General features: G+C 73.3%; 15 protein-coding genes. 2 read left to right on the forward strand and 13 right to left on the reverse strand.

The features are described 5' to 3' along the window. Positions 1-25: 25 nt before the first annotated feature. The 11 genes from VGW35_02210 to VGW35_02260 form a co-directional block, all read right to left on the reverse strand. Positions 26-946, reverse strand: coding sequence for a dihydrodipicolinate synthase family protein (locus tag VGW35_02210; protein HEV8306455.1), 921 nt, complete (start codon positions 944-946; stop codon positions 26-28). Continuing rightward, positions 937-1314, reverse strand: a complete 378-nt coding sequence (locus VGW35_02215) for a MoaD/ThiS family protein (protein ID HEV8306456.1) — start codon at positions 1312-1314, stop codon at positions 937-939. The genes VGW35_02210 and VGW35_02215 overlap by 10 nt, the downstream gene beginning before the upstream one ends. Next, a complete protein-coding gene (locus VGW35_02220) occupies positions 1299-3215 on the reverse strand; it encodes an aldehyde ferredoxin oxidoreductase C-terminal domain-containing protein (GenBank protein ID HEV8306457.1) in 1917 nt (638 codons plus the stop codon). Before VGW35_02220 ends, VGW35_02215 begins: the two co-directional genes overlap by 16 nt. 25 nt (positions 3216-3240) lie before the next feature. Further along, the gene (locus tag VGW35_02225; GenBank protein ID HEV8306458.1) at positions 3241-4578 is read right to left on the reverse strand and encodes an FAD-dependent oxidoreductase; all 1338 of its coding nucleotides are present in this window, start codon (positions 4576-4578) and stop codon (positions 3241-3243) included. Then, positions 4578-5072 (reverse strand): 4Fe-4S dicluster domain-containing protein, encoded by a 495-nt coding sequence (locus VGW35_02230; GenBank protein HEV8306459.1) that lies wholly within the window; start codon positions 5070-5072, stop codon positions 4578-4580. The genes VGW35_02225 and VGW35_02230 overlap by 1 nt, the downstream gene beginning before the upstream one ends. Positions 5073-5233: 161 nt before the next feature. After that, positions 5234-7426 carry an Ig-like domain-containing protein gene (locus tag VGW35_02235; protein ID HEV8306460.1) on the reverse strand — a complete coding sequence of 731 codons (2193 nt, stop codon included), beginning with the start codon at positions 7424-7426 and terminating at the stop codon, positions 5234-5236. After that, positions 7419-8597, reverse strand: coding sequence for a Gfo/Idh/MocA family oxidoreductase (locus VGW35_02240; GenBank protein HEV8306461.1), 1179 nt, complete (start codon positions 8595-8597; stop codon positions 7419-7421). Before VGW35_02240 ends, VGW35_02235 begins: the two co-directional genes overlap by 8 nt. Positions 8598-8644: 47 nt before the next feature. Next, a complete protein-coding gene (locus VGW35_02245; protein HEV8306462.1) occupies positions 8645-10882 on the reverse strand; it encodes a CHASE3 domain-containing protein in 2238 nt (745 codons plus the stop codon). Between the two features lie 107 nt (positions 10883-10989). Then, positions 10990-11706 carry a hypothetical protein gene (locus tag VGW35_02250; protein HEV8306463.1) on the reverse strand — a complete coding sequence of 239 codons (717 nt, stop codon included), beginning with the start codon at positions 11704-11706 and terminating at the stop codon, positions 10990-10992. Positions 11707-11995: 289 nt separating this feature from the next. Beyond that, positions 11996-14194 carry a penicillin-binding protein 1C gene (pbpC, locus tag VGW35_02255; GenBank protein ID HEV8306464.1) on the reverse strand — a complete coding sequence of 733 codons (2199 nt, stop codon included), beginning with the start codon at positions 14192-14194 and terminating at the stop codon, positions 11996-11998. Beyond that, complete coding sequence (locus VGW35_02260) at positions 14191-19932, reverse strand: MG2 domain-containing protein (protein HEV8306465.1); 5742 nt, start codon at positions 19930-19932, stop codon at positions 14191-14193. Before VGW35_02260 ends, pbpC begins: the two co-directional genes overlap by 4 nt. A 108-nt stretch (positions 19933-20040) precedes the next feature. Here VGW35_02260 and VGW35_02265 point away from each other — a divergent pair, with 108 nt between their 5' ends. Beyond that, complete coding sequence (locus VGW35_02265; GenBank protein HEV8306466.1) at positions 20041-20388, forward strand: YciI family protein; 348 nt, start codon at positions 20041-20043, stop codon at positions 20386-20388. A gap of 89 nt (positions 20389-20477) precedes the next feature. After that, entirely contained in the window at positions 20478-21737 is a 1260-nt protein-coding gene (locus VGW35_02270) for an RNA polymerase sigma factor (GenBank protein ID HEV8306467.1), read from the forward strand. Here VGW35_02270 and VGW35_02275 read toward each other — a convergent pair. Together VGW35_02275 and VGW35_02280 are read right to left on the reverse strand one after the other, a co-directional pair. Further along, positions 21730-22347 carry a methyltransferase domain-containing protein gene (locus tag VGW35_02275; protein ID HEV8306468.1) on the reverse strand — a complete coding sequence of 206 codons (618 nt, stop codon included), beginning with the start codon at positions 22345-22347 and terminating at the stop codon, positions 21730-21732. The two genes, VGW35_02270 and VGW35_02275, sit on opposite strands and share 8 nt — an antisense overlap. Then, entirely contained in the window at positions 22344-22979 is a 636-nt protein-coding gene (locus tag VGW35_02280; protein HEV8306469.1) for an arylesterase, read from the reverse strand. Before VGW35_02280 ends, VGW35_02275 begins: the two co-directional genes overlap by 4 nt. Between the last annotated feature and the right edge of the window lies 1 nt (position 22980).

Below are 22980 nucleotides of genomic sequence, written 5' to 3' on the forward strand. Positions count from 1 at the left end.
CACCCTCGGGCGCCGCATGCGGAGCCTACGCGGGGAGTAAGCCGGCCAGGACCAGCAATTCCCGGATGGTGCGGCGCTCGGCGTCCGCCAGCGGGAGCATGGGCGGCCGGACCGCGGCCGAGCGGAGGACTCCCAGCATCACGAGAGCCTCTTTCATCCGGGGCCGGTAGTCGCGAAGCGGCGGCCCCCACATCATCCGGGCCAGCGGCCCCAGCCGGTCCCAGATCCCGAAGGCGGTGGCGTAGTCGTGCTGCTGGACGGCCTCGAACATCTTCACCTGCAGGTCGAGCGCGATACCGCCGAATCCGATGAGCGCGCCGTGCGCCCCGAGGACGTACGCCTCGCAGAGGAACGTATCGCTCCCGGTGAGGACGGCCAGCGGCTTCGGCGCGCCGCGGAGCGCGCTCAGCGTGTCCACCAGTCGGGGCGCGTCGAAGGTGGACTCCTTCATGGCCGCCACCTGCGGGATCTCGGCCAGGCGGCGGAGCGTCTCGTTCGAGTAGGAGGGACCGATCCCGCGCGCGAACTGGAAGAGCACGAGGGGGAGCCCGGTCGCCTCGCCGATCGCGCGATGGTACTCGTAGGGCATCTGCCACGGGAGGGGCTCGCCCATGAAGGCCGGCACCGGGGGAAAGACCACCAGCCCGTCGGCGCCGGCCTTGCCCAGCGCCTGGCCCTGCGCCACCGCCTCCCGCGTCGAGCCGGCAATGAGGCCGCTCCACAGGGGACACGCCCCGCCGACCGCCTCCCGGGCGACCTCGACGACCCGGAGGCGCTCCTCGACGGTGAGCGCGGGGCCTTCGCCGGCGTCCATGTTCAGGGCGAGGGCGGTCGGGCGTTGGGGGAGGAGCCAGCGGAGGTAGTCGCGAAGCCCCGCCCAGTCGACCTCGAAGTCGTCGGTCAGGGGCAGCACCGGCGCCGGCACGATGCCCCGGATCAGCTCCATGGGCCCTCCCGGGAGGCGCCGGGCCAAGACCCGCCGCCCATGTACTGGCCGAGGAGCGTGATCCGGTCCCCGTCGAGGAGCTCCGAGTCGAGGTCGTGGGACACGCCGAGGACCGCGTTGTTGACCATGACCTCGATGTTGTCGCCGATCTCGCGGCGGCTGCCGGGATCCCACAGCGCGCCGCCGAGATCGGGATGCCGGTCGGTGACCTGGCGCAGCACGCCGCGCACGGTGGTGCCAGGTTTGACTTCCTCGGTCAGGGTCACCTCGCCCGTCCCCGGGCCGCCGACGAAGCGGTTCACCCAGGAGAGCACCTCGACGCGAACCCGGATGGGCTCGCCGGGCTTCCAGCTCACTTGGTTCCCCACACGGCGGGGATCATCCACTCCAGGCCGAGGGCCCGCAGCGTCTCCGGCTTGGGGCGCCCCGTCGGCCGGTCGTACCCCATCCCCTCGTACCAGACGTCCAGCATGTGCTCCCAGTGCTTCTCGACCGTCTGCCCTTTGGCCGGGCCGTCGACCGGCACCGACCCGTAGCGCTTGGAGGGGAACTCCTTGTCGGGGCCGATCCCGCAGCGCAGGTTGAAGGCGCGGAACATGGCGCCGATCCGGCGGCCGAATCGGACGGCGTCGTCCCGGGTGACCTCCCACCCGGTGGCCGCCGACAGCGCCCGGCAGAGGTTCTCGAAGGTGGTCCGCGTCGTGAAGATGCACGCCCCCAGCGAGTCCTCGAAGTGCCGCCGCCCGTTGAGTCCGGCGGTCTGCCGGGCGACCTGCTCGGGGTCGAAGGGATTGATCCGCGCCGGCAGGCCCAGCTCGGTGGGGAAGACCGGCGGCCCCGTCTCCAGCGTGCCGGTCGACCCGGTGCAGGTGTCGAGCAGCTCGTCCCAGCGCGCCCGGTGGTCGTGGCCGCGCGGCGAGGCGTTCTTCCCGGTATAGATCGCGCACTCGGCGGCCGGGCCGCCCAGGCGCTCGGCGGCGATCTTCGTTCCCTCGGCCAGGAGATCGCCGAGCCCCTGGCGGCGGCTCAGGAGGTCGAGAAGGCGATTGGCTCCCTCGGCATCCCCCCAGGTGAGGGGGAAGCCGAGCTGCGCCTCGGTGATGTAGCCCTTTTCCATGCACTCCATCACCCAGCCGCAGAGCCACCCGAACTCGTTGACGTCGACGCAGGCGCGGTCGATCCGGGTGTTGAGCCAGGAGACGGCGACGGGGTCGGTGAGGCCGATCGTCCACCCTGCGCCCGACCAGCCCTCGTACTCCGGCTCGTCCACGATCTGCCCGGCGTACTTCCCCCTCGGCAGCACCTGCATGTGGCAGTGGTGCATGCCGCAGGCGCTGCACTGGTGTCCGCGGTGATCGAAGCCCTGGCGGAGGGCCGGCGCCTCCCACGTCTTCATGTCGACATCCGACGGGGCCACGCTGGTCGTGTAGTTCTTGATCGGCAGCGCCCCGATGCCATGGAGGTTCACCACCCCCGGCAGCGTTCCGTACTCGTAGAGCGTCCGGGCCGCCGGATTCGTCTTGAGGTCGTGGGCGATCTCGTCGGCGGCCGCGATGACCCCGCGCGGATCGGCGGCCCGGAGGGCGTGGGTGCCGCGGACGATGGCCACGGCCTTGAGGCGCTTCTGTCCCATCACCGCGCCGCAGCCGTTCTTGGAGGCGACGTGGCCGTAGTCGCCCTGGATCGCCGCGAAGCGGACGAGATTCTCCCCCGCCGGGCCGATCGAGTAGACACTCAGCATGTGCCCGGCGAGCCCGATCTCCGCGCTCAGGGCGTCCTGGGTCTCCCAGGTGTCCTTGCCGAGGAGATGCGCGGCGTCCCGCACCTCGACCTGGTCGTCGTGGATCAGGAGGTAGACCCACCGCGGGGCCTGCCCCTGCAGGACGATCGCGTCGTACCCCGAGAACTTCAGGTTCGCCCCGAAGAAGCCGTTGGCCTGGGTGGACGTCGCGCCGTTCGTCATGGCGCCCCGGGTGATGACCGTCAGACCGCCGGTGCCCCAGACCGGGAGGCCCGCGAAGGGGCCGGTCGCGAGGACGAGGCGGTTCTCCGGGTGGTCCCATCCGACCTCGGGCGGCACTTCCTCCCAGAGGATCTTGGCGCCGAGGCCGGCGCCGCCGAGATAGTCGTGCATCTCCTGAGGCGTCCAGGGCTGGCTCCACGCCCGTCCCGCGCCGAGGTCGACCCGGAGGAGCCGGCCCGCATAGCCCCCGGGGAGCCCGGCTTTCGCCGCGGTCGTTTCCTTCGAGCCGGTCGCTGCCTGCGCCATCGTCGCTCCTCGCTCTCTCGCGCGCTCAGGCCCGCGTGGCGGTGGCGAAGACGGCCGGCGCCGCCGAGGGCCGGCCGAGCACGGTCTCCGGAAGGAGCCGCGCCGTCGTGCGGGACGCGATGAACGCGGGTTTGATGTCGAACGGGTTCCGCCGGAGATGCTCCTTCCACGGGCCGAGCCCGACTCCTGTCTGGACCAGTCCCTTGAGCATCCCCACGTCGTTGGTCGTCCAGATGTCGTCGGCCCGGCCCAGGATCATCGCCCCGGTCAGCCGGTCGCCGCGCCACAGGAGCTTCCGGTAGGCCGGGCGCTCCCGGCGCACCGCCGCGAACACCTCGGCCCCCGGGTCGTCCCAGCGGCCGAAGCTCGCCACGTCGAGCTGGCAGACGTCCACGATGTTCATGAGGAGGCTGCCCCGGTAGGCCAGGTCGCGGCCGGCCATGTTCGCCCCGACCACCCGGCCGTGCTCCATCGCCGTCGGCTCGATGGCGTGGACGTCCGGCTCGCCGGTCACCAGGTCACGGCCTTCGGCGATATCGCCCGCCGCGTAGACCTGGGGCACGCTCGAGCGGAGATGATCGTCCACCACCACGCCCCGGTTCACGCGGATTCCCGAGCCCTCCAGCCACTCCAGGTTGGTCCGGATGCCGGTCGCCATGATGACGACGTCGGCGTCGAGGTCGCCGCCGTCTCTGAAGCGGAGGCGTTGCTGGCCTCCCGCCTGCTCGACCGCGGTGAGGGTCGCGCTCGTGCGGATCTCGACCCCGTGCTTTCGCAACCACGCGTCGACCAGCTGGGCGCCCTCGCGGTCGATCATGCGCGGGAGGATCTGGGGGGCGATCTCGACGATGGTGAGCCGGGCGCCCAGTCCCAGGATCGCGTTCAGGATCGTGAAGGCGATGAAGCCCGCCCCCACCATCACCACGTGGCTGCCCGGCTTGATCTCGGCCACCACCCGCCGGGCCTGGTCGAGCGTCCAGAAGCTGTGGACGCCCGGGCCGTCCACCCCGGAGACCGGCGGCCGGACGGCCGAGGAGCCGGTCGCGATGAGAAGGTCGTCGTACTCGAGGGTCGCCCCGTCGTCCAGCGTGAGCTTGGCCGCCTTCGGATCGAGGCTCGCCGCGCGGCGTCCCAGGTGGGTGGTCACCTTCAGCTGGGCGAGCCGGGCCGGCGTGGCGGTGAACACGTGGGACTCGGCGATGGTGCGGCCCAGGTAGTACGGGAGGACCATGCGCGAGTAGGGCCGCTCGGCGGAGACGAGCACGATCTCGGAGCCGTCGCGCCCCCGCTCCTCCTGGCGGATCGTGATGATGGCGTTGTGCCCGGCCGTGCCCCCGCCGACGATCACGTGGCGCTTCGCCATCACCGGCCTCCGTTCCCGGCCACCGCGGCCAGCACGCGCTGCCCGCGCTCGGCGGCGAAGTCGGCCAGCCAGTCGGCGGTCTCGACCTCCTCGTAGAGGATCGCCTGGGTCGGGCAGGCGCTGGCGCACGCCGGATCGCCGTCGCAGAGGTTGCACTTGAACGCCTTGTGGGTCTCCGGGTTGTAGAAGATCGTCCCGTAGGGGCAGGCGATCGTGCAGAGCTTGCAGCCGACACACTGGTCGTCCTGGACGATCTTGGCGCCGGCCGGCGAGATCACGATCGCCCCGACCGGGCAGGCCGTCATGCACCATCCCTCGGCGCACTGGACGCACGTGTAGGGGGCGTAGCTCGTGTGCCCTTCATAGGGTGAGACCCGGATGACCGACTTGGACGGCTGGAACGCGCCCGTCTGCATGTACGAGCAGGCGTACTCGCAGCGGAGACAGCCGGTGCAGCGTTCCGGCACGATCTTCAGGACCTTCATGTGCGCCATGCGTGTCCTCGTGGATTCGGAGGCCGTCGCGGGGCGCCGGGCGGACCCGGCGCGTCAATGGGCTCAGCCGGGTGAAGACAAGCCTTTATGTAACATACTCGTCCGCCCCGTTCAACCCGCGGACACCGCGCGGCCCCGGCCGAGGGATGCCGGCACCCCGATCACTGCGTGGGCGCGAAGCCCGGGCGGTCCGGCAGGCCGGCCGCGGGGATCTCGAAGACCGGTTCGCGCGCCGGCGGGGACGCGCCGGTGTCGGGGTTCCAGACTTCCACCCCCTCGGACAGGAAGAAGCGGGCCACCTGCTCCTGGGCCGCCCGGGCCAGCGTCCCGGCTGCCCCGGGGGCCCCGATCCGGAGGAGGAACCCGTGCGGCTCGGCGAGCTCCTTGGGCACGCTCCCCGCCACGCGATCGTAGCGCAGCAGCGCGGTGGCGTCCGAGAGCTGGCCGGCGCGGACGAGCGCGCTCGTCGTCGGGTTCGGGACGACGGCGTCCCCCCAGGCGAACTGGATCAGGACCCGCTTGGGCTCCTGGCCGAGCAGCGGGCTCGCCCGCAGGTACCGCGCGTAGGCGACGGGATCGCCGCGCCGGGCCAGCCACTCGGCGCGCGCGAGGTACTCCTGGACGGCCAGCGCGCCCGGCGCGGGTGAGACGACCGGCGGGTCGCCCCGGAGCGGCAAGTCCTCCCGGAAGCCGTCCTCGGCGTTGAGGAGCGAGGGCGTGCGACCCTCGAGGACCCGGCGCAGCGCCGGCCGGAAGACCGGCGAGAGGCGGGCGACCTCGGCGATCGGCCCGCCCGGCACGTTGAGGACGCCGACGCGGAGGCGCGGATCGACGGCAAGGAAGAGCGTCCCGTAGATCCCGCCGAGGGACTGTCCCACGTACGAGATCGCGTCGCCGCGCGTATCGGGCATGCCGTCGCCGTCCACGTCGAGCCCGGCTTTGAGCGCGCGCGCGAACGCCATCAGGTCGACCACCTGCTGGCGCAGCCCGTCGCGCAGCCCGACCAGGGCGAGCGGCCCGGGCGTCGGGGGGCTCAGCCCCTCGGTCGCGTCGATCTTGCCGTCCCCGTTCAGATCGATCCCGCGGCCCGGGACCCGCACCTCGAGCGGTGCCCCATCCGTCCGCTCCACGATCAGGCGACCTTCGGGCCCCCCGCCGTGCCCCACCACCGTCACCGCGGCCGTCGCGATCCCGTGGCGCGCGAGCACGCCGGCGATCCGGAGCGCGCTCGAGAACATCTCCCCGCCGTAGCCGTGTCCCATGATCGCGACCGGCCAGCCTTCGGGCGGCCGGCTTCCCGCCGGCAGCACGATCACGAACGGGAGCGGCACGTCCCCCGGCGCCGCCGGCTGGGGCCGCGCGGTCGCGGCCTCGACGATGCGTCGATCGCGGGTCAGGTACGCGGGCGACCAGTACCATCCGACCCCGACCCCGGCGACCGCATCCGGGGGCAGCGCGGCCAGTGAAAGGGGTCCGTCCTGGAAGGCATCCGGCGCCTCGAGCGCCACCCGCACCTGCCGGCGCAGGACGAGGCCTTTCAGCGTCGCCCGGGGGAAGTAGGCGCGTCCCCCACCCTCGGGAGCGGTCATGACGGCCGGGGGCGGCGGACGCCGCTCGAGGGCGTCGCGGGCGTGCTCGAGGAAGGTCGTCACGCTCGCGGTGGTGAAGACCGCCGCCACCGTCACCGTCTCCTCGCGCACGCCCCGGCGGTCCAGCGCGGCCATGAGCGCATTGAGCCGCCGGCGGTAGTCCTGCACGGCCGGCGGCCCAGCGCGCCGACGCAGGAAGCCGCGGAATGCCGCCGAGGGGCGGAGCGGCCGCCCCTGGACATCGCGGAGCTCCCGCGTGACGACCAGTCCGTAGCGCGTCTCCGGCTCCAGCAGCGTCTCCGGCCGGGCGTAGAGTGTCTGGGACCCGGGATCGTAGACCAGGCGGTCGACCGCCATCGCCTCCGGCGGCCCCGGCGCGAGACGCACGAGGAAGAGGCTCCGCACGGTCACGCTCGCCGGGTCGATGGGCCCCGAGAAGGCCACGGCCAGGCGCGGGCTCAAGTCGAACCCGTCCAGCTCGTTGAGCAGGTGGACGTCGTCGCAGGTCGAGGGCTGGAGAGCGCAGTCGGGCAAGGGCAGCGCCACCCGGAGGCCCGTCCGCTGAGCGGCGTCGGCGAGGGTCAGGCGATCGGAGGGAAGAGGGCCGCGCTCCGGCCGCGCGGGATCGAAGCGGGGCTCGACGGCTGCCGCGGCGCGCCCGACCAAGGCCAGCGGATGGGCGCCGGCACTCCCCGCGGTCGCGAGCAGGACGATCGCCAGGAGGACGCCGGTCCGCCGCCCGCGCGCGCGCACGCGGTCACCCACGGCGGTCTCGAGCGAGGTCGACCCGCCGGCCCTCCTGGGCGGACACGTAGGCGGCATAGATGACCTCCACGGTCTCCCGTGCCAGGAGCGCGCCCGAGAGCGGCTCCCGGCCCTCACGGAGGGCGTCGACGAAGTCCGCCATCTCCTGCGGGTAGCCGCGTGTCCAGTCCTCGTCGGGGCTCGGAAACTGCCAGCCGGCTTTGGTCTCCACCTTCTCGGTGAGGTACTCGTCCCCCCAGACCGCGCCCTCGGGCGCGTAGATCTGGAGCGTCGTGTTCGGATTGATGTTCACCTGGACGACCCCGTTGGTGAAGTAGGCGGTGACCAGGTTCTTCACGCCGCCGAGGCTCACGTCGGTCGCCATGACCGTCGCCTTGGTCCCGTCCTCGAACGTGAGGATGGCCGCCGACCAGTCCTCGACGTCCTCCCAGCTCGTCACCAGCCACTGCGGGGACGTCGCCCGGACGGCCGGGACCTCCGTGAGCCGGCCGACCTCCCCGATGACCGACGCCACCCGGATCGGCGCTCCACGCCTCTGCCGCCCCTCGTAGTGCTTCAAGTGGATCACCGCCCCGATCGGGTGGGAGCCCATCCGGAGGAGCGAGCCGCCCCCGGCCGTCGCCCAGCGGCGGGAGTAGTCGGCGTGGGAACCGGAGTGGCTCTCCTCGGCGCGCAGATCGAGCAGCGTCCCGCCGGCCCGGTCCATGAGACGCCGGAGCTTGGCCATGGCCGGCGCGTAGACGAAGTTCTCCGCGTAGCAGAGGGTGACGCCGTTCTCCCGGCAGGCGTCGAGGATGGCGTCGGCGTTCTGCCGGGCCGCGTCGAGCATGGCCTGCCGGGACAGGGCCTCGGCCTCCACGAAGCAGCCGGTCAGCGGCTTCTCGACGATGACGTGCTTGCCGGCCCGGGCGGCGTCGATGGCGAAGAGGTGGTGGTGACTGGTGACCACCGGCAAGGTGACGACGTCGATGTCCGGCCGGTCGAGGAGGGCGCGATGATCCGTGTACGCGTGCGGGATGCCGAACTTCCGGGCGAACGCCTCCGCGCGCTCCCGCGACCGCGAGTAGACGGCCCGGAGCTCGCACTTGACCCCGCGCGATGCGCCGAGCGCGTGGGCGTGGAGGTCGGCCGCGAACCCGGCTCCGATGAAACCGATGCCGAGCGTCTCCACCTGCACTCCGCCGGTCGCTGTCAGCGGGCCCAGCGGACCGCGCGCGGTTACCGTTCGAGAGACCGACCGGTCGGGAGGCGGGCCAGCACCCCGGTCAGCTCGCCGTAGTCCACCGGTTTGACGAGGAAGGCGTCGAAGCCGGCCGCGACCGCCCGCTCCCGATCCTCCGGCCGCCCGTATCCGGTCAGCGCGATCAGGCAGAAGCGCTCCCCGCCCGGCGTGGCCCGGATGCGCGCGGCCAGAGTCAGGCCGTCGAGCCTGGGCAATCCGAAGTCGATCAGGGCGACGTCGGGCCGTAGTGCCTGCAGACGCTCGAGACCGGCCGATCCATCGGGGGCCACCGCGACCTCGTGCCCATCCAGCTCGAGGAGAATCCGGAGGCTCTCCCGCACGTCCTCGCTGTCCTCGACGATGAGCACGCGCCGTGGGATCACGCCGGCGCGCTCCGACGCGCCCCGGCCGGGCACGGCCGCCGGGGACAGGAGAGGCAGGCGCACGACGAACTCGCTGCCCCGCCCCGAGCCGGCGCTGCGCGCCTCCACCGCCCCGCCGTGCAGCTCCGCCAGCCGGCGAACGATGGTCAGGCCGATCCCGAGCCCGTCTCGAGGGCGCTGGAGCGGGCGGTCTTCCTGGGCGAACAGATCGAACACCCGGGGGAGCATGTCGGGGGCGATCCCGAAGCCCGTGTCGGCCACTCGCACCATCGCCAGATCCTCCACGCACTCCACCGCGACGGTGATCGTGCCGCCAGCCGGCGTGTACTTCACCGCGTTGTCGACCAGGTTCGTCACGATCTGCTCCAGCCGGCTCGGATCCCCGTCGACCCACGCCGGCTTCGCCGACAGCAGGATCCGGCGGTCGGATGCGCGCCCGCCCTCGAGGAAGGGCGTGAGGGCGCGCTCCACGACGTGATGCAGATCGACCGGCTGCCGCTGAAGGACGAGTTTCCCGGCGGTGACCCGCCCGATGTCGAGCAGGTCGTCGAGGAGGCGGCCGAGGTGGGCGGCCTGGCGGGCGATGATCTCATGCAGCCGGACCGCGAGGTCGTCTCCCTGCCCCGTCCGTTCGAGGCTCGTGACCGCGTTCGTGATCGCGCCAAGCGGATTGCGCAGCTCGTGGCTCAGCATGGCGAGGAACTCATCGCGGGCGCGATTCCCTCCCTCGGCTTCCGCTCGCGCCGCGCGCTCCCGGGCGAGCAAGTCCGCGCGCTCCTGCTCGGCCCGCTGACGCGCGGTGACGTCCCGGAAGACCAGCACGACGCCCAGCACGATCCCCCCCGCATCGCGGATCGGCGCGCCGCTGTCGTCGATCGGGATCTCCGTCCCGTCCTTCGCGAGCAGAACGGTACGGTTGGCGAGATCCACCACGCGCCCCTCGCGCAGCACTCGGGCGACCGGGCTTTCCACGACGGCCCGGGTACGCGCGTTGACGATCCGGAAAACCTCCTCGTACGGGCGACCGCGGGCCTCCGCGAGCGACCAGCCGGTCAGGGTCTCCGCGACCGGGTTCATGAGCGTCACCAGGCCGCTCGGATCGGTCGCGATCACGGCGTCCCCGATGCTCGCCAGCGTGACTCGAAGCCGCGCCTCCGACCGGGCCGTCGCCGCGGCCAGGGCATCCGCGCTGGCGCGGGCCGCCCGCGCCTGCTCGCGTTCGGCCACCGCCCGGCTCAGGGACAGCATGGCGACTGCGACGAGCCCGAGCGCGACCGTGAGGCCGACGATGTCGGTGTAGGTGGCGCGGCGAGCCTTCACGGCCTCGACGCGGGCTTCTTCCCGGTACAGGCGGGCCTCTTCGGCCCGCATCGCCCCGACGACGCTCCGGATCTCGTCCATGACGCGCTTGCCTTCTCCGCTGCGCACCATGGGGGCGGCGCCCTCGAAGCCGCCGCGCCGGCGGGCCTCGACGCTGGCGTTCACCTCTTCGAGCTTCTGCCGGACCAGCCCTTCGAGCCGCTCGAGGAGCTCTTGATGTCGGATGTTGTCGGCGGTGAGTCGACGCAGCTGCCCGAGCCGATCCGGCAGCGCGCCGCGGGCCAGCTCGTACGGCTCGAGGTACTGCGGATCGCCGGTGATGACGAACCCCCGCTGGCCGGTCTCGGCGTCCTTGACGAGGGACAGGACGATCTCGGTCGTCTCCCGCACGATCAGGCTGTGGCTCACGCGCTCGGTGGCCTCGCGGAGGTCGACCATCTGGCGATACGACAGCCACCCGAGCAGGGTGAGCACGGCCGCGGCGAGCGCGAATCCGCCGACGGCCAGTCGCGACGCGGTCAAGATGCGCATGTCAGAGGACGTCGAGGCCCAGAGCGACGGTCACAGCGACAGCATAGCTCGGGCTCGGAGCACTGGAAAGGTCGATTTCCAGGCGAGGAGCGCGGACGTGAGCCGTCCTAGGGCAGTGCCTCTTCGACCAGCGACTCCCGGACGTGGACCAGGGGATTCTGGATCAGGTCGATCACCACGGGGGTGGGGGGCGGACTCCCGCGACGGACGAGCACCTCCACCACAGGACGCAGCGGGAAGTCCCGGTTACGCGCGACGACGCGTCCGATGTCCCCGGTGGTCAGGCGCACGAGGCCGCCGACGGGGAACATCGAGATCCCCCGGACGAGGGCCTTCAGGATCCGGTCCGGGTAGCGCGAGCGCTCCCGCTGGAGGATGCCCTTGAGCGCCTCGGCGGGCGCCTGGCGCTCGCCCGGAGCGCCGTTGACGCGCTCCTCGTAGCTCTCGGCCAGCCGGATGACGTCCGCGTACTCGCCCTCGCGCCGGTACCGCTCGACGACGGCCGGCCCGGCGATGTCGTCCGGCGCGCGGACGACCCCGATGTTCCAGAGCAGGGCGGCCAGGCCGAGCTCCCGAAGCTGGGCACGGCCGTACCCGAGCTCCTCGCCCATCTTCGCCGCCAGGATGCAGAGGTTCACCGCCGTGCGGGCCGGCGTGGAGGGGCGGCCTCTGGAGCGAAAGAGCAGTTCCACCGGCGCGTCGTCGGTCGCGAGAGCCTGGAGGAGCAGGTCCACCGTGCCCTCCGCCTCGGCCATGGAGATGGGCGCCCCGGCCCGAACCGCCTGGTGAATGTCGCCGACGCGGCCCACGGCGTCGTGATACATGACGTCCGCCCTGCCGGCCTCCCACGCCCGAGCGGGACCCGCGGATTCGCTCCGAAGCAGCCTGACCGGGCGGCGCGGAGCCGCGGGCGCCGCCTCCGGGGCCAGGGGTCCCCGCGAGGGGGGCGGGACCGGGAGCGCCGAGCTCCTGACGAGGTGGCTGAATCTCACGCGATCGCTATCCCTTCCGGGTCTCGGGGCGAGGCGCCGTCGTTGGGATAGCAATGGTCATACCGGAAGCGGGGAGGAAGGAATTCCGCCAAAACGGCGGGTCATCTGTAAGGGGTCGTCTCTAGGGGGCGAACGAGCCGAGGACAGCCTGTCCAATCTCGGACGTCGAGGCACCCATGATCTGAGGTGAGGCGGCGAGGCTGCGCGGACCGCGGACCTCGAAGCCCACCGCGTCGACGAGGCGCGCGGCCGCGTCGACGAGCGAGAGGGTGTGCCGGCCGGGAGTGGGCTCCCAGGCGACGGGGCCGGCGGCCGGCCCCATGTCGCGGGTGTCGAGGACCCACCGAAGCGGCACAGCGCGCGCCTGGGCCTCGAAGACCATGCGTTGCCGCGCCGGTGGGATGTCCGGGTCGAGCGCCACGATGGTCCCGCTGACGGGGGCGAGGATCCGTGGCTGGCCGCCGGTGAGCGCCGGCGCCCCGGCCGGCTCCGTTCCGGCGAGGAACCACTCGTCCCGACGCCGCACGATCCCGGAGGGCGGGCGGGGCGGTCGGCTCGGCGTGGCCTCGTGGAGCCAGGTCATGACGTCGCGCCAGACGGGCGCGGCTCCGGTCACGCCGCTCACGTCTCGCATCGGCGCGCCGGACGCATTCCCGACCCAGACCCCGACCGTGTAGCGCTCCGAGTACCCGACGCACCAGTTGTCGCGCATCTCCTTGCTGGTGCCGGTCTTGACGGCGGTCCAGAAGCGGGTGGCGAGCGGGTTCTCGAGCCCGAAGGTCGCGACCCGGCTCTCGCGCTGGGCGAGGATGTCCGATACCAGGAAGGCCACCGCCTCGGAGTACACGCGGCTCGCGGGATGGGTCACGTCAGCGTCCCTCATGGCCAGGGAGCCCGGGAGGCCGCCGTTGGCGAGGGTGCGGTAGGCGTTCACGAGCTCCCACAGGCTCACGTCCGCGGACCCGAGCGCCAGCGCCGGGCCGTAATAGTCACCCGCTTCGGTGAGCCCGGCGAACCCGAGGCGTCGGAGCTGGTGGACGAAGACGTCGGCCCCCACCAGGCCGAGCGTCCGCACCGCGGGCACGTTGAGCGACGACGCGAGCGCGGCGCGGGCGGTGACGAGACCCCGGAACTGCTCGTCGTAGTTGCGCGGGCGGTAGAGACCGCCCGTGACCGGCACCTCGAGGGGCGTGTCCTCCAGGAGCGACGCCGGCGTCAGGAGCCCGGCGTCGAGCGCCTGGGCATAGAGGAACGGCTTGAGGGCGGAGCCGGCCTGCCGGCGCGCGCGGATGCCGTCCACATGGCGGGCGCTCGACAGATCCCCGCTGCTCCCCACGTAGGCCACGACCGCGCCGGTCGCGTTCTCGACCACCAGGACCGCCCCGTCCTGGACGTTCTGGCCCCGGACCCCGAGGAGGTGGCGGCGGAGGGTGTCGATGGCCACGCGCTGAACCCGCGCATCCAGGGTGGAGCGGACCGGCGCGACGGGAGCGGGCGGCCCGGGACGGCGGAGGAGTCGGGCCGCCGCATGCGGGGCGAGGGCCACGCGCGGGCCCGTCCCGCGGGGTGCCGCCAGGGCCCGGGTGACCGCGGCGCGGATGGCATCAGGCGTGGCGGCGCTTCCCTGGACCTCGCGCAGCGCCCACGCCCGCCGGGCCACGGCGTCGGGCTCGGCGTTCGGGGCGCGCAGGAGGACCGCCAGGACGGCCGCCTCGGCCTCGGTGAGGCCGTGGGGCGCCTTGCCGAAAAGGACGGACGCCGCGGCCGCCACGCCCTGGAGCTCGCCGCGAAAAGTCACCAGGTTGGCGTAGGCCTCGAGGATCTCGGCCTTCGACCAGCGCGCCTCGAGGGCCCGGGCGACCCGGACCTGGCGCCACTTCTGGGCGAGCGTGCGCGGGCCGTCGCGGCGCCGAAGATCGCGGTCGAGCGCGGCGGCCAGCTGCATCGAGATCGTGCTGCCTCCGCGGCGCGGGCCGCCTCGGAGCCTCCCGGCGGCCGCCGCCAGGAGCGCCCGGCCATCGACCCCCCGGTGGCGGTAGAAGCGGCGGTCCTCGGACGCGACGACGGCGGCCGGCAGGGCCGGCGAGATGGCCGCGAGCGGCGTCCACTGGAGCCGCCGGCGCGTCGAGTCGAGTCGCAGCTCGTGCAGGAGCTCACCGTGACGATCGAGCAGGGCGAGGTCCGAGGGACGATAGGCCGCGCGGACGGCCGCGAAGGCCGGGATCCCGGGGGCCGGCCCGCCGAAGAGTCCCCAGCCGGCGGCGGCGATGGCGGCGCCGATCCCGGCGCCGCCGAGGAGGAGCACGGTGGGGCGTGTCACGGCGAGACGTCCACGGCGGCATTCGGCAGCTCCCCGAACAGCTCCGGCGCATACAGGGCTTCGACGCGCGTCGTGGGGAGCACGAAGCGCCCGCTCTGGTTCAGCCGGATCGTGTACTCGACGACCAGGCTCCCCTTCGGGACCCACGCATAGTACGCCCGGAAGGCCTCGAAGCCGCGCTCCTCGAAGGCCGGCCACGCCTGCCCCCGCCACGCCTCGCCCTGCGTCGCGAGCCGGGAGTCGCGGCCCAGCCCGGTCCCCAGGTGCGAAGCCCCCGCGGGGATGGGATCGCTCACGACGACCCAGGTCATGTCGGTCTGGGCCTCGATCTCGAGTCTCACCCGGACGAGGTCGCCGCGGCTCCACCGCCCCGCCTCCCGCGGCTCGAGCGGCGTTACGGTCTTGATGATGCGATAGCCGGCGGTGAGCGGCGTCGTGAGCGGGATGGCGGCCCGGGCCAGGATGGTCACCCAGGGCTGCCCCGTCCCCGCGTGGTCCACGGTCACCTCCGCCCCCGTCGCGGGCCACGGGAACGTGAGCGACGCGCCGCTCGCCGCGTCCGCCCACGAAAGCCGCCGGGTCCCGCCGGCGAGCGCGGCGGTGGTCGTCCCGCTGACCGGGGTCCGCTCGAAGGCGCGCGAGAAGCGCTCGACCGCCAGCACGCCCCACGCATTCGCGACGGTCAGGTCCCACGCCCCGTGTCGCTGGCGGGCCAGGGCCCCGCGAAGGATGCGGGGGACGTCATCCCGCCACTGGTCCGTCTCGAGGAGGTGGAGGAGCAGCCGGACGGCGTTCGTGTCCGCGGAGAGCATGAGCCACCAGAGCGCGTCGCCGCGCTCGGTGGAGAATCCCATCGTCGTCCCCGAGAAGGTGAGCCGCGCCCGGATGATCTGCTCGGCCTCGGCGAGACGGCGCTCGCGGTTCCCGATGCCGGGAAGGCGGTGGAGGAGGCTCCACCAGTCGAGGACCGCGGAGGTCGGCCAGAGGTTGGGCTCGATGGTGACGCTGCCCAGGAGCCGCGGCTCGGCTTTCCCGTACCGGGCGAGCGCCTCGAGGGCCGCGAGCTTGCGGATCGACAGGTCGGCCGTCGGCAGCTCGGCCCGACCGGGCAGGCTCCCCTCGACGAACCGCCGGAGCGCGTCCTGCATCCGGCCCCGGACGTCGTCCGGAATCGGCCAGCCCGCCTCGTGGCTGATGGCCAGGACGTAGGACGTCAGGACCTCGCTCCCCCAGAGCATGGTGGGGAAGTACTTGAGGAGGCCGTCGGCATCGAGCGAGAAGGGCAGGCTCGCCACGATCTCCTGCCAGAGGCGCTCGTTGCGGAGCGCCACCGCGCGGGAGACCTTCTGCTCGAGGCACGTGTAGGGGTAGCGGCTCATCCACTCCCGCACGCCGGCGAGGCCGTCGACGAGGGTCCGGCGGAGCGCGACCTCGACGCCGCCGCGTCCCGGCACCGCGTCGGACGGCCGCTCGACCGGCTGCCGGAGCGGGCCCACCCACTGGCTCAGCGTCGCCTGGAAGGTCCGGACGAAGACCGCCGGCACGACCCGCTGGCTCACGCGGACCCGATCCGCCGGGCCGCCGCGCTCACCGGCCTCGATGTCGTACGTGAGCCGCTCGACGCCGACCGGCGCGGTGACCTCCCAGCCGACCGTCCGCGCCTCACCCGGGGCCAGGTCGAGGGCCTGCTCGCCGAGGGGGTCACCGGCTCCCTCGATCCAGCCGCGGACCGTCACGGCCATCGCCCGCTCGGTCGCGTTCCGGAGCGTCACCTCCGACCGGAACCGGTCTCCCTCCCGGACGAGGGGCGCGATGCCCGGGAGGATCATGAGGTCCTGGGTCGAGCGGATGGTGGTGGTCCCGGTCCCGAAGCGGCCGAGCCCGCTGGTGGCCACGGCCACGATCCGGAAGCTCGTGAGCGAGTCGTTGATCGGGACCTCGAGCCGGGCCTCGCCTCGAGCGTCGAGGGGCACCCGCGCCTTCCACAAGAGCAGCGTGTCGAACAGCTCCCGGGTCGTCTGCCGCCCGCCGCCACCACCGAGCGCCACGGCCTTGAGCCCGAAGTGCCGCTTGCCCACCACCTGCATCTGGGCCGTGGCCGTCCGCACGGCATACCCCCGCCGCCCCAGCATCGCCTCGAGGAGATGCCAGCTCGAATTCGGCGCGAGCTCGAGGAGCCCCTCGTCCACGACGGCGACCGCGACCTCGCTGCCGGGCGGAGGCGCCGCGCCGTCGGGCGTCCTCACGGCGATCCGCACGACGGCCGTCTCGCGGACGCGATAGGCCGGGCGCTCGGCCGTGACGCCGACCCGAAGCTCGTGCGCGCGCCAGCCCACCCGGATCTCCGCGATGCCGAGCTTGAACGCGGGCCGCCCGAGGTCGACGAGGGCCGTGGGCTGGACGTCGCCGGCCCGGCCGCGCACCGCCAGCACCGAGACGAACATGTTCGGCGCGTAGCTCGGGCGCACCGGCACCTCGACGACCGGCTCCTTGCCCGAGAGGCGGACGACCCACGCCTCCTGGATGCCTTCCCGCTCCACGGCGACCAGCGCCGTCGCCTCGCGGAACGGCATCCGAACCTGGAACCGGGCAACCTCCCCCGGCTCGTACCGCCGGCGCTCCGGGAGGAGATCCATGCGGTCGTGATCCCGAACCTGGAACCACCACTCCTCGGAGCCGGCGACCCAGACCGACTGATGGGCGGCGGTCGGCCGGCCGGCCTCGTCCGCGACACTCGCCTGGAGGACGAGGTTCCCGCTCACCGGCGGCTTCCCCTCGCACACGAGCCGGCCCTTCGCGTCCGTCACGCCCCGGCACAGCTCCCCGACCCGGCGGGTCTCCTCGACGTGCTCGAAGGCGTAGAAGCCGCCGACGAGGCGCTTCCGATGCGAGTACGCCTTCTGCTCGATCAGGTCCACCCGGACGGGCGCTCCCGCGACCGGCCGGCCGGCCACGTCCGTGACCGCCACGGTCGCCTTGAGGCGATCGCGGGAGGACACCCAGCCGTCCGGCTTGATCCCGACCAGCCAGGTCGCCGGCCACAGCGGGACCGTGGTGGCGACCGTCTGGATCTCGCCGTTCGGGTCGCGGAACTCGAGCTCGGCCAGCACTTCAAGCGGCGTCGTCGCGCGAGGGAGCCGCGTGATGGTGGTCCGCGCGGTGCCGCCTCGATCGAGCCGAAGCTCCTCGCGCTGGTGGATCGCGGGACGCCCGGCCGCCGGCGCGTCGGCGGACTCCGGTTCCTCCTCCTCGGGGTCGCCGCCGCGCCGCACCATGCCTTCCTTGACGGGGCCGTTGGCGAAGGCGAACCCCTCGAAGTCTTCGCCGGCGGGGACCCAGCGCGGCCGGACCTGCGCGCGGAGCGTCACCGGCTGATCGGATGCCGGACCGCCGGCCAGGTACTGGACGCCGACGTCCAGCGGGAGCTCGGCGACGGCGACCAGTGGCGTCGATGGCGCCCGGATCGTCCCGCGCATCAGCGGGACCCGGAACTCCTCGACCCGGAACTGACCGGCGTGCCACTCGGGTGCGAACTCGGGCTCGGCCTCCTCCTCGACGCCGGGCTGAACCGAGCGGGCGGGTCGCTTCTTCGTCGGCGGCGCCAGCACGACCTGGTAGACGCCGAGCTTCGCCTCCTTCGGGATCGGCCAGGTGCTGAGGGCGGTGCCGGCCGGGTCCCACTCGACGGGAAGATCGTAGCGCTCCTCGCTCCCCAGATGACGGATCGAGACGCGGGTCGGCCGATCCCCATCGGCCACCGAGCCGAACCCGCCGAGGGTCTGGGTCCGAATGAGATGCTTCATGTGGACCGTGTCACCGGCGCGGAAGAGCGAGCGGTCGAAGATCGTGTGGGCGGCGACCGGCCCCTGGTAGGGCTCGCCCGGAAGCTGGAAGCGCCAGGCCTCGATCCCCTGCTCCCAGCTCGAGTGGGCGAAGCTCAGGTCCTCGTGGGTCTGGGCGATGACGAACAGCCCCTCGTCGAGGCCGAGGAGAGCCGTCGTCTGTGACCAGTCGAAGAAGGGGCGCCGGGCGCGCGGCCAGGGACAGCGCGGGAGGTCACGGCGCGCCGGGAGGCCCGCGGGCCGGGCGATGCCCTGCCCGTCCGTCGTCCCTCGCCAGAGGGTCCAGCCGCGGCAGTCCTGGACGGTGACCCGCGCTCCGGTCACGGGGCGGGCGGCATCCAGCGTCGTCACCCACACGAGCGAGCTCTCGCGCCCCCACTTCAGGTGAACCGAGAGGTTCGTGACCAGGGCGGCCGTCGGGACGTACATGGGGCGCGGCCGCCCCAGGAGTGAGGCGCCCAGCCGGGCGCTCTCGAGCTCCACGATGTAGAGTCCCGGGGCGCCGAGCGGGATGCCGATCACCTCGAACGGGCGAGCCCCCTGGGGCTTGGGAACCTCGAAGGGCTGGACGGCCCGGCTGGGCTCGCCGCCTTCGAAGACGGAGGCCTCTCGATCGGCCAGCCGCACCTTCCGCAGCCACGGCAGGATCTCGTCGCTCAGCTCCGGCGGAATCCGCCAGATCTTGCCGCGCACCCAGTCGAAGAGTCCGGTGCCGCCCCCGCGCGGCGCCTGATCCACGCGGAGGAGCCGCGTCCGGAGCTCCGGCTCCAGGTTGCGGAGCGTGACCGGCACCGCCGGGTCCCCCTTCGACTCGACGATCCCGAAGCGGGCCGCGAACTTGGCGAGCGGCGGGAACGGCTCGGTCCGCACGGTGAGCGGGAACGCGGCGGCGTTCGCGAGGAGCCGTCCGGCATCGTCCCGAAGCCCCGGGGGGACCTCGATCCGGAATGCGGTCGTCTCGGCGAAGGGCCCCGGGAAGACGACGCGCCGTACGAATCCCGCCGTCTCGTCGCCCGCCTCGGGAGTCGACGTCCGGCCGGCCGGATCGACGAGGGTGACCCGCCGGGCGGCCTCGCGCGCCACCGGAGCCGAGAACCGGACGGTCATCGGCGTCACCGGGAGGCAGCCGGCCTTCGGGTTCTCGCGCTCGCAGTGGAAGGTCGCGGTGAACGGGAGGCGGACCTCGAAGGGGAGCACCTGGTCCTGCTCGGACGCGACGCCGCTGGAGGTCGCCACGCCGGCGCCCCAGACGAGGCTCACCTTGGCGCCGTTCGGGAAGCGCTGGCGGGCCTGCAGGACGACGACGGGACCCGGCGGGGCGCCCCGGTAGCGCGTCCGGAGGAGCCCTTCCTTGACCGGCCCGCCGAGGAAGCGCACGCCGACGCGCTCCGGGAGTCCCTCCACCGTGAAGGCCACGTGCGCCAGCAGGGACGCCTCGGTCGGCTCGGCGTCCAGCAGGAGGACGAAGGCTTGCTCCTCGTCGATGTGAAGGCTGCCCTCGGGAGGGGTGGAGGCGAGGATGGCCGGCCCGCCCGTCGAGAAGGCGAAGTCCGGCCGGCCGGAGACGGCGTGGCCGGCCAGGCTCAGGAGGCCCGGCCGGACGCGGAAGGCGCAGCGCACGCCGGCCGGCAGGTCGCGCCCGAAGTCGTAGACCCAGCTCCGGCTGTCGACCCAGCGCCCCGTGCCCGCCTCGGCACAGGCGACGTCGAACGGCGGCGCGGACCCCCGCGGATCCCCGAGGGGCACCATGGGCTCGGAGAACCGGGCGGTCACCTGCCGGACGCGCTTGACGGTGCCCTGGGGGGTGAAGCCGGTGACCTCGGCGGCCACCGCGCCGACCGGCGCCGAGAGGGGGAGCAGGAGGAGGGCGGTGATCAGGGCGCGCATCGGTCGCATCAGCAGCCTTCGACGGAATACCCTGAGGGGAATTCAGGAGGCCGGTCGCTGTCGATCTGGCGCCCTCCCGTTCGACTAATGAGTGAATCCCACACAAGAGGAGGCGCCATGCAGTACATGCTGCTGATCTACCAGAACGAGGTGGAGTTCGGGAAGCTCAGCGACGCCGAGAAGGGGACGCTCTACCAGGAATACAGCCCGTTCACCGAGAGCATCAACAAGAGCGGGCACTTCCGAGCGGGCGCCGGGCTCCAGCCCACCCAGACCGCGACGACGGTCCGGGTGCGGAACGGCAAGCGGCTGGTCACCGACGGACCGTTCGCGGAGTCCAAGGAGCAGCTCGCCGGCTACTACCTGATCGAGGCCAAGGACCTCGACGAGGCGATGGCCATCGCGGCTCGCGTCCCGTCGGCCAAGCTGGGCTCGGTCGAGGTCAGGCCGCTCATGGAAGAGTAGAGCGTCGGAGGGGGCCTCGACGGCCCCCTCCGAAGAGGGCGCCGCGCCATCAGGCCGCCCGGTGGGATACACTTCCACCGGGCGGCTTGATGAGCATCGAGCGGCTCTACCGGGAGGAGTCGGGGCGGATCCTGGCCACGCTGATCCGCCTCCTCGGCGACTTCGACCTCGCCGAGGAGGCGATGCAGGAAGCCTTCGCCGCGGCGCTCGCCCAGTGGCCGGCCGAAGGGGCGCCGGCTAACCCGCGGGCCTGGCTCATCGCCACCGCGCGGCACCGGGCCGTGGACCTCCTCCGCCGGCGCACCCGCTTCGCGGCGAAGCGGGACGAGCTCCGGCGCCTCGCTACCCTGGAGGCCGAATCGGTGACGCCCGAGCTGCCCGACGGCATGGTCGCCGACGACCGGCTCCGCCTGATCTTCACCTGCTGCCATCCCGCGCTGGCCCGCGAGGCGCAGGTCGCGCTCACGCTCCGAACCCTCGGCGGACTCGGCACCGAGGAGATCGCCCGCGCCTTTCTGGTGCCGGTGCCGACGATGGCGCAGCGCCTGGTCCGGGCCAAGCAGAAGATCCGCGACGCCGGCATCCCCTATCGGGTGCCGCCCGACGAGGAGCTTCCGGAACGCCTCGACGCGGTGATGCTCGCCGTCTACCTCATCTTCAACGAGGGCTACGCCGCGACCTCGGGCGATGCCCTCATCCGCCGCGAGCTCTGCGGCGAGGCGATCCGGCTGGGCCGGCTCCTCTGCGCGCTGATGCCGGACCGCGCCGAGGCGTGCGGGCTACTGGCCCTGATGCTGCTCCACGACTCCCGGCGTGACGCGCGGACCGATCCGGAGGGCGAGCTCGTCCTGCTGGACGAGCAGGACCGCCGCCTCTGGGATCGGGGCCAGATCGAGGAGGGGGTGGCCCTCGTCGAGGGAGCGCTCCGGCGTGGCACCCCGGGGTTCTACACGCTCCAGGCCGCCATCGTCGCCCTTCACGCCCAGGCCGAGCGCGCCGAGGCGACCGACTGGCGCCAGATCGCCCAGCTCTACGGGTTGCTCTCGCGCATCCACCCCTCGGCCGTCGTGGAGCTCAACCGCGCCGTGGCGATCGCCATGGCCGACGGCCCCGCCGAAGGGCTGCGTCTCCTCGACGCGCTCGAGGCCGAGGGGAGTCTCCGCGAGTACCACCTCCTGCCGGCCGCCCGGGCCGATCTGCTCCGCCGCCTCGGGCGCTTCGCGGAGGCCGCCCTGGCCTACCGCCGCGCCCTGGCCCTCGGCGGAAACGCGCCGGAGCGCCGCTTCCTGGCGCGGCGGCTCGGCGAGGTCGAGGCGAAGGCCCGCGGCGGCCCGGCGCCGGTCACGTGAGCGGCCGGGCCCGCGCCACGACGAACCACTCGATCCCCTGACGCCCGGCGGCCGAGCTCCGGGGCACATGGCTCTCCTCGAGCGTGAAGGCCGGGGTGAAGAGGCGCCGCACCTCGGCCTCGGTCGTCGGGAACGGCGGGCCGCCGGCGCCCTCTCGGACCGGGAAGAAGCAGGCGAGGAGCCAGCCGTCCGGCTTGAGCAGTGTCCGGACGAGCCGCACGTATTCCGGCCGGCGGGCCGGGTCGATGGCGCAGTACGACGTGTACTCCCACACGCCGTCGAAGAACCCCGCGTAGTCCGCCGCCAGCCCGAACACGTCGCGCTCCTCGAAGACGATCGGCAGGCCCTCGGCCGCGGCGAGGGTCCGCGCCTCCCCGATCGCCTGCGGCGCGAAGTCGAAGCCCCAGACGTGAAAACCGATCCGGGCGAAGGCCCGGGCGTCGTGGCCGCGCCCGCAGCCGGGAACCGCGACGCGCTCACCGGGAAGCCGGTGGCGGGCGAGATACTCGACCAGCGGCGGCGTCGGCCGGCCGAGGTCCCACCGGTCCCCGCCCCGCTCGTAGAGTCCCCTCCAGAAGGCGGGCTCGCTGACGCTCGGCCCCTCGCTCATCTCCGGAGCAGAGGCAGCAGGAACGGCCACACGCGCTCGGCGATGACCCGATGCCCGGCGGCGTTCGGGTGGATGCCGTCGGGCTGATTGAGCTGCGGGTCGACGGCGACGCCGTCCAGCAGGAACGGCATGAAGGCCACCTGGGCCTGCCGGGCCACGTCGCCGAAGGCCCGGGTGAAGGCCTGGGTATAGTCGGCGCCATAGTTCGGCGGGAGCCGCATCCCGCAGAGGAGGACCCGCGCCCCGCCGGCCGCGAGCCGCGCGACGATGTCGGCGAGGTTCTGACGCATGGCCGCGACGTCCTGGCCCCGGAGGCCGTCGTTGGCGCCCAGCGCCACGATCGCGATCTCCGGCCGGCTCCGCAACACCCAGTCGACCCGCCGCCGCCCCCCGGCCGTCGTATCGCCGCTCACGCCCGCGTTCACCACGCGGTAGGGGTAGCCGTCCCGGTCGAGGCGCGCCTGGAGGCGCGCCGGCCAGGCCTCCCCCTGCGCCACGCCCAGTCCCGCCGTGAGGCTGTCTCCCAGGACGACGATGACGCGGGGCTCGGCTCCGGCCGGCGACACCGGCCAGCCCCCCGCCACGAGGGCGGCCGCGGCGAGGACGAGGAGGGCGCGGCGAAACCGTGGCACG

This window comes from Candidatus Methylomirabilota bacterium, from assembly GCA_036005065.1.
In the GTDB taxonomy this organism is placed as follows: domain Bacteria; phylum Methylomirabilota; class Methylomirabilia; order Rokubacteriales; family DASRDR01; genus DASYQW01.

What these genes read in the sequence shown, in the direction of transcription:
- VGW35_02210 (HEV8306455.1), bottom strand. Translation starts at nt 946, where the DNA reads ATGGAGCTGATCCGGGGCATCGTGCCGGCGCCGGTGCTGCCCCTGACC.
- VGW35_02220 (HEV8306457.1), bottom strand. Translation starts at nt 3,215, where the DNA reads ATGGCGCAGGCAGCGACCGGCTCGAAGGAAACGACCGCGGCGAAAGCC.
- VGW35_02225 (HEV8306458.1), bottom strand. Translation starts at nt 4,578, where the DNA reads ATGGCGAAGCGCCACGTGATCGTCGGCGGGGGCACGGCCGGGCACAAC.
- VGW35_02230 (HEV8306459.1), bottom strand. Translation starts at nt 5,072, where the DNA reads ATGGCGCACATGAAGGTCCTGAAGATCGTGCCGGAACGCTGCACCGGC.
- VGW35_02245 (HEV8306462.1), bottom strand. Translation starts at nt 10,882, where the DNA reads ATGCGCATCTTGACCGCGTCGCGACTGGCCGTCGGCGGATTCGCGCTC.
- VGW35_02250 (HEV8306463.1), bottom strand. Translation starts at nt 11,706, where the DNA reads ATGTATCACGACGCCGTGGGCCGCGTCGGCGACATTCACCAGGCGGTT.
- VGW35_02260 (HEV8306465.1), bottom strand. Translation starts at nt 19,932, where the DNA reads ATGCGACCGATGCGCGCCCTGATCACCGCCCTCCTCCTGCTCCCCCTC.
- VGW35_02265 (HEV8306466.1), top strand. Translation starts at nt 20,041, where the DNA reads ATGCAGTACATGCTGCTGATCTACCAGAACGAGGTGGAGTTCGGGAAG.
- VGW35_02270 (HEV8306467.1), top strand. Translation starts at nt 20,478, where the DNA reads ATGAGCATCGAGCGGCTCTACCGGGAGGAGTCGGGGCGGATCCTGGCC.
- VGW35_02275 (HEV8306468.1), bottom strand. Translation starts at nt 22,347, where the DNA reads ATGAGCGAGGGGCCGAGCGTCAGCGAGCCCGCCTTCTGGAGGGGACTC.